Origin of the sequence: Mycobacterium sp., from assembly GCF_032162605.1 — a bacterium.
Classification (GTDB): Bacteria; Actinomycetota; Actinomycetes; order Mycobacteriales; family Mycobacteriaceae; genus Mycobacterium.
The window spans coordinates 1-6,413 of record NZ_JAVROT010000090.1; the positions used below are offsets into that span (position 1 = coordinate 1).

At 63.7% G+C, this 6,413-nt stretch carries 5 protein-coding genes and 2 pseudogenes; 1 reads left to right on the forward strand and 6 read right to left on the reverse strand.

Going from position 1 to position 6,413, the window contains the following annotated elements:
- Nucleotides 1-894 precede the first annotated feature (894 nt).
- Complete coding sequence (locus tag QOI01_RS05360) at nucleotides 895-1,656, forward strand: COG4705 family protein (RefSeq protein ID WP_526379151.1); 762 nt, start codon at nucleotides 895-897, stop codon at nucleotides 1,654-1,656.
- 147 nt (nucleotides 1,657-1,803) lie between these two features.
- Here QOI01_RS05360 and QOI01_RS05365 read toward each other — a convergent pair.
- From QOI01_RS05365 to QOI01_RS05390, 6 genes and pseudogenes are all read right to left on the reverse strand, one after another.
- Nucleotides 1,804-1,911: pseudogene (locus QOI01_RS05365) on the reverse strand (DNA-binding response regulator); the annotation flags it as partial.
- Nucleotides 1,912-2,418: 507 nt separating this feature from the next.
- Nucleotides 2,419-2,631 (reverse strand): hypothetical protein, encoded by a 213-nt coding sequence (locus QOI01_RS05370; RefSeq protein ID WP_526379152.1) that lies wholly within the window; start codon nucleotides 2,629-2,631, stop codon nucleotides 2,419-2,421.
- Between the two features lie 489 nt (nucleotides 2,632-3,120).
- Entirely contained in the window at nucleotides 3,121-3,501 is a 381-nt protein-coding gene (locus QOI01_RS05375; RefSeq protein ID WP_526379153.1) for a nuclear transport factor 2 family protein, read from the reverse strand.
- 109 nt (nucleotides 3,502-3,610) lie between these two features.
- A pseudogene (locus tag QOI01_RS05380) lies at nucleotides 3,611-4,392 on the reverse strand (amidohydrolase family protein); the annotation flags it as partial.
- Nucleotides 4,365-4,508, reverse strand: a complete 144-nt coding sequence (locus QOI01_RS05385; RefSeq protein ID WP_526379154.1) for a hypothetical protein — start codon at nucleotides 4,506-4,508, stop codon at nucleotides 4,365-4,367. The pseudogene QOI01_RS05380 and the gene QOI01_RS05385, both read right to left, overlap by 28 nt.
- A gap of 149 nt (nucleotides 4,509-4,657) precedes the next feature.
- The gene (locus tag QOI01_RS05390; RefSeq protein WP_526379155.1) at nucleotides 4,658-5,875 is read right to left on the reverse strand and encodes a S1C family serine protease; all 1,218 of its coding nucleotides are present in this window, start codon (nucleotides 5,873-5,875) and stop codon (nucleotides 4,658-4,660) included.
- Between the last annotated feature and the right edge of the window lie 538 nt (nucleotides 5,876-6,413).

The window sequence follows — 6,413 nt, forward strand, 5'->3', positions numbered from 1 at the left end:
CTCGAGCCCGGAAATGCTCGGAGACTGGTTGTCTGCCATTCAGGCCGATCATCCTTGGCGACTAGATCTTTGGCTATGCCATTGAAACTGCGGCTCGTGCTGTGGTGACTGCTCATCGCCACGGCCATCTGAATCTCGATCACGCGGTCGGGCGCTGCATCGGTGTAACGAGTTCCACATCCGCGGGGATGCACCTGCCACAGTCGCACGCGAACGCGCCTATGTCGTTACGGCTGACGGCTGTCAACGCTCCCCGCCAGCTGGAATTTCTGCTTACCTGCCAACGGTAAATGCCCAGCGTCCCGACGCTGGAGCGAATATGTCATGCCCGGCATCGTCGCTTCCTCAGTAAACACCTGGGCTGATGACACAAGGGCCCTTTGGGCCGGGGTCACCCTCGTAGCGCGCGGCGCGTTGGTGTTGACAGACGTCACCTTGCCATGTTGCGGATCAGATCGAGGACGACGTCGAGGTAGTCGCGCCAATCCTTTTCGCCCCCCGCTAGCCGCAATCTTTGCCTGCCACCGGCAGGTCATACATCGTGCTCACGCCAGGCGCATCCGAAACGCCTTGGCTGGTACCCAGTTTCGCCACAGGAGACGACAAACATCTGCCATTACCGTGGCGGCCGGACGGCAAAGCGGCCGAAAACTCAAGAATGCAGCAATCAAGCGCGGCTCCTCGGGCCTCTGGTTTCCGGTGTCGTCACCCCCGCGGGCCTACTCCGCAGCCCCCAACTTCCGAAGACCGAAGGGTCACCCGACGCCCGGCAAGTGAGAGGAAACCGATAACAATGCTTGCGATCAGCCCACCTGACACGAGTTGGACAGTTGGTACGCGATCATGAGGGCCGACAGTCGAGTTCGCCTGCGACGCGAGACAGTCGCCGCGAAAGTGCCTGACATAACCGCGTCGTTCTGGGTCTTGAAGCTGATAACGACCGCAATGGGCGAGGCTGCATCGGATTACCTGCTCAACACGATCAGCTTGTTGGGCCTAGGGATCGGTGCAGCAGGCTTCGCAATCACCCTGTGGGTTCAGTTTCGGACACAGCGTTACAACGCCTTTGCCTACTGGTCGGCGGTGATGATGGTCGCCGTCTTCGGCACCATGGCCGCAGATGTGATCCACCACCAGCTTGGCGTCTCCTTTGGGATGTCCACCCTGTTCTGCGCCCTTGCGGTCGCGGCGACATTCTGGATATGGCATCGCAGCGAGAACACACTGTCCATACACAGCATCACAACACGCCGCCGGGAAGTGTTCTATTGGGTGGCCGTTTCGTTCACATTCGCCCTCGGCACGGCCGCCGGCGACCTTACGGCCAACCAACTGCACTTCGGATTCCTGGGATCGATCGTGCTGTTCGCAATCGTCATCGCCGTGCCGGCTTTGGGCTGTTGGCGCTTCCACCTCAACAGCGTCATCGCATTCTGGTGGGCGTACATCGTGACCCGCCCCCTCGGCGCCTCCATCGCAGATTGGTTCAGTAAGCCCGCCAAGGCCGGAGGCCTTGCCTACGGCGACGGCCCTGTCGCCGCCGCGCTGCTAGTGATCGCCCTCATCCTGGTCACCCTTGTCGCCGTCAGGCCTGCCAATGTGACGAACCCTGGGCCAGCGCAGTCTCCGGCTTGGGTCGGCGAAATCGCCGAATGATGCCGAAACGACGGTTCTTCTATCGAATTCCACTAATCAAGGCCAGAGGCGGCCTCCTTGCCGGAACGGGTACCGAGCCCGGGAAGTAGCGGCACCTGACACTCTGACGAACCCAGCATCGAGGTGATCACGACGCTACCGCCCGTATCAGTGCGCCTCCAGGAAGGTGATCACCGCGAGGACCCGGCGATGGTCGTTGCCGGTTTCGGACAGGTCGAGTTTGGTCAGGATGCTGCGCACGTGCTTCTCGACCGTGCGGCTGATCGAGGCGACCGACCCCACCGGTGGTGGCGGTGTTCTAGGTGCCAGGCGATGGTGTGCGGCCCGTTGTCGAGTCCTTTGCCGGCCAGGGTGTGGCGCAACTCGATGGTCCGGTCGATGGTGGTCTGCGGTAGGCGGGCCGGGCTGGTGTGTGGACGCCGTGAGCGTGGTTCGAATGCGACCTCGCCCTCGGATCGGTAGCGGTCGACCAGCCGACACCCCCAAATTACGGGCGACCTGCGATTGCGAGCGTCCTTCGATGACAACGGCGGTGATGACCAAGCGAGCCTTCGACACTCGCCGTATATCGCCGACTATGCCGATGACTTGAGACATCCCATTCGTATGTCCTGAAACACCACAACGCCGGGGTACGACACCAGCGCTCTTGCGCTTAGCCACAGTGTAGCGACGTCGTCAGTGTCCCGACTTACCTCGCGCCCCAATACCATTGCGCTTAGGGCGGGAGTGAGAGTTCCGGCCCTAAGCGCGCGATCGTTGTCAGCGGTGGTGGTATAGCAGGGCACCCGAGTCCCCGCCGAATGGCTGTTGGTTTTGGGCGGCCTCCTGGGCGGCTGCCCCGGGAGTAGCGGTGATTTGGGCATTTCCCGGGCTCTGCTGCACGGTAGCGTCGGCCGCGGCGATCGGTGCCAGGCCAATGGCTGCCGCGGATGCGGCGATGACCAGTGGCGCGACGATTCGCAGTTTCATCATTTCTTCCTCCTCATTGGGTGACATCGCTTACATGCGATGTCGGCTGAAAATTGGGTTTCCGCAGGCTTACTCGCGTCTACGGCTACAAGCGTGGGATCACACGGCCTCGCCAGTGTGCGGGCTGGTGACTAGCCCGTACGCCTATCCGGAATTCCACATCGCGGGTCCATATGGGACCAGCGGGTCAAGGGCATGTAGGAGCAGTCGATTCGCGCCGCGCTGCAGGCACTGGTAAGCACCATGGCGGCCGCGGCGGTTCCTACCGCCGGATGCACCCGCCGTAGGTTGCCCCTCGAGCGGGCTGCGCTGCCCCTTGTCATCGCTTTTCCTCCAGATGCTCTTTAGCCTCGCTGTACATCTCAAGACTGCTCGACGCGGGCATCGTTGTCGTCGGTGCTAGCCACCAAACTGCGCGAGGAGAGCCGGAATCCCCGCATGGTGGCTAGCTGGAACGCTGATCGCCACCGCATAGAAGAGTTCCGTTGGCTGTCACTGCATTCGTTCGACCCATTGAGCGCGAGATGGCCCGGGCTCGAACGCCTCGCCAAAGTACTGCGTCTCACGGACCACTTCCCCGCCCTCGAACTCCATGATGCTCACCACGTAGAACGGCTCCCCGTCATACGTGAGGACGAGTTCGCTGATCCAGAGATCGCTGCCACCCAACATGCGTCGGACGGTGAAGCGTTTCGTGCTCGGCTGGGCGACGCGCGACGCCTCAATGTCGCGCCGGCCAACGATCCGCTCGCCCGATTGCGGATACTCGAGAACTGCGTCAGCTCGGTAGATTTGGTGCTCCGCCGCAAAGTCATTGGCGTCGGAGGCCGCCCAGTGCTGTCGCAGAGCGACCCGCACGTCATCGTCATGCATGGAGCATCTTTCCTCCCGGTGGATGAATCGACGTCCGCCACCCGATGTTCATCGGTTGCACGCGACCACGACCGCACGGCAAGGATCCATCATGCAGGCAAGTGGCGCATCACCGCACGCCGCGCACCAACCGGCCGGGTCGCGCTCCCGTGTCGATCCCGAAGCGCCGGGTCACCACACCGCTGACCACGGTCGCGTCGTAGCCGCGCGCACCCTGCACCAGCCGACGCCCACCGGCAGGCAGGTCGTACACCATTCGCGGCACGTCAAGGATCAACGCGTCCATGTCGATCACGTTGAGATCGGCCTTCCTGCCGACGGCGACGACACCGCGGTCGGAGAGGCCGAACAGCGTCGCGGTGTCGTGAGTCTGCTTGCGCACCATGTATTCCAGTGAGAAGCGGGGACCACGGTGCCGATTGCACGCCCAGTGGATCAACATGTAGGTCGGGTACGACGCGTCGCAGATCATCCGGCAGTGCGCCCCCCGTCCGACAGCCCCGACACCGCCGCCGGGTGGGCGATCATGTCGTAGATCGCGTCGTGGTTGCCATCGGTGTAGTTGAAGAACGGCAACATCAACATCGCCGTAGCGTTGGACTCGAGCATCAACTCGTACATCGTGGCCAACGGATCCCCGCCGCGGCGACGCGCGATGCCCGCAACGGACATTTCGGCCGTCGGCTCGTGGTCGGGTGGGTCGCCGATCGCAAACATCTGGTCGATGCTGAACTGAGCGAGGCGGAAGATCCCGTCGAAATGGGGCGTCGACTGCACCGGCAGGTCGGGCTCGGACAGGATCGCCGCGCGCACGTCCGGCCGGGCGAGACGATCGGCCAGTTCCTCGCGGCCGAGCTCGGCCTTCAGCGCGCGATACGTCGGGCGGTGCGTGCGGCACCGCCGTCACGGCGACGCACCTCGACGATGCGGCCGTCGCTGATGCCGATATCGGCCAGGAAGGGATCGGCGCCCGTGCCGTCGACGACGGTCCCGCCGGTGATCAACACGTCGAGTATGGTGTTCCCCGTACTGGGGCAGCGGCCATTGAATGGACTGTTGGCCCATAGCTGAAGGTACCGCCGCCGCGCACCGGGGTTGCGGAGCCGATCACGGCTGAGCAGTCACTCAATCGGGGTAGGTCACCCGCTGCCGATTGTTACGGCTGCTGAACCTGGTCGGTGCCGAGCAGGACTTGGGCGCTGCGGGTAACGCCGGTGGCGTCGAGGTAGTCGACGGTGACCATGTTGCCAGGCGCCTTCGATTGCACTGCCGCTGCCAAGGCGTTGGCGTCGTCGATCACTTGGTTGTCGACCTTGGTCACCACCACGCCGGCGGCCAGGCCGGCGGCCGCTGCAGGGCCGCCGCTCGTCACGCCGACGATCCTGGCGCCGTGAGCGTTGACGTCGTCACCTACCTGCACACCTAGCGAAGCATGCGACGCCGTGCCGGTGGCAATGAGTTCGTCGACGATGCGCTTTGCCTGGTCGACGGGAATCGCGAATCCCAAACCGATCGAACCACTCTGGGCGTCAGGCGAGCCGCCCAGCGTGGCGATCGCCGAGTTCATCCCAATGAGCTGACCGTCCGCATTGACCAGTGCCCCGCCCGAGTTTCCTGGGTTGATCGGCGCATCCGTTTGGATGGCGTCGGTCGCCGTGGCCTGGGTCGCCGTAGCCTGGGACGCCGCGTCGGCAACGGTGGAGACCGGACGGTTCAGCGCGCTGATGATGCCCGTGGTGACCGTGCCTTCCAAACCCAACGGGGATCCCACCGCCACCACCTTCTGACCGACGCGAAGGTGGTCAGGCGAGCCGAGCGTGATGGGGGTGAGCCCAGAGGTTCCCTTCGCCTGGACAACGGCGATGTCACTCGTTCGATCCATGGCGACCACGTTGAAGGGCGCGGTGCGGCCGTCGGCGAAGGTGACCAGGGTGTGGGCTCCGCCGGGTTCGGTGGGGCTGGCGTCGACTGCGGCCGACACGACATGGGCATTGGTCATGATCAGCCCGTCGGGATTCAAGATGATGCCCGAACCCTGCTCGGTCTGGCCGGTCAGGTCGGTCTGCAGCTGCACCACGCTGGGCACCACCTTTGCGGCAACCTCCTCGATCGAGTCGGCGGGCAGGCCCGCTGCCGACGCGTGGGGTGTGGCGGCTGCCGCGGACGCCAGGGTGTTGTGTACGACGGTGTGTGGCTGCACGACCAACGCGGTGAATCCACCGATAGCGGCGGACACCACTGCCACCGCCACGCCCGCGGCGAACACTGCGCCACCTCGAAACGGCCTGGGCGGCTTGCGATGTGCCGAAGGTGGCCTTTCCGTCCCGGGTGGACGTTGACGATCGTCGTGGTACGGGTACGGGAGCGTGGCCATGTCTACTAGGATCGCGGTTTCCGCATCGGGTGTCGTCAACGCTGCCGCCCATTACAGCTTGCTGCTAGCAGCAGTGCCCGGTACCGGCTAGCTGCAACCTGGACGCTCTGGAAGCGCGTAGAGCCCGGGAAGGTTGACCACGACTGCCTCTCGTGTGCTGCGTGCAATCACGATCACTGCGGAATTGAGGTTCCCCCCGGAAAGTGGACAGGGGGTTATGCGGCTTGTGTGCCCGCGTTGAGTGATTGTTCATAGGCGATGGGGCTGAGCATTCCGATCGCCGAGTGACGCCCCTGACTATTGTAGAGGCCCATTCATTTGTCAACTGCTGCAACGAATTCCGCCGCAGTTGCGAAGGTGTGACGGTAGTATTCGTGCTTGAACGTCGACCACAGCGATTCGGCGCGTCACGCCGACGAACTCAACTGTTTGCCCGGTAGCAGCGATACTCCAGTCTCGAGGCAGCGCACCTCGCGCGGCCGACCCTTGCTGTGGTGCAGCAGCTGAATGAGGGCTGAATCCAGCAGAAGGTCCTGGG

Bases quoted from the DNA above. Each gene is read 5' to 3' on its own strand.
- QOI01_RS05370 (WP_526379152.1), bottom strand. From the start codon at position 2,631: ATGATGAAACTGCGAATCGTCGCGCCACTGGTCATCGCCGCATCCGCG.
- QOI01_RS05375 (WP_526379153.1), bottom strand. From the start codon at position 3,501: ATGCATGACGATGACGTGCGGGTCGCTCTGCGACAGCACTGGGCGGCC.
- QOI01_RS05390 (WP_526379155.1), bottom strand. From the start codon at position 5,875: ATGGCCACGCTCCCGTACCCGTACCACGACGATCGTCAACGTCCACCC.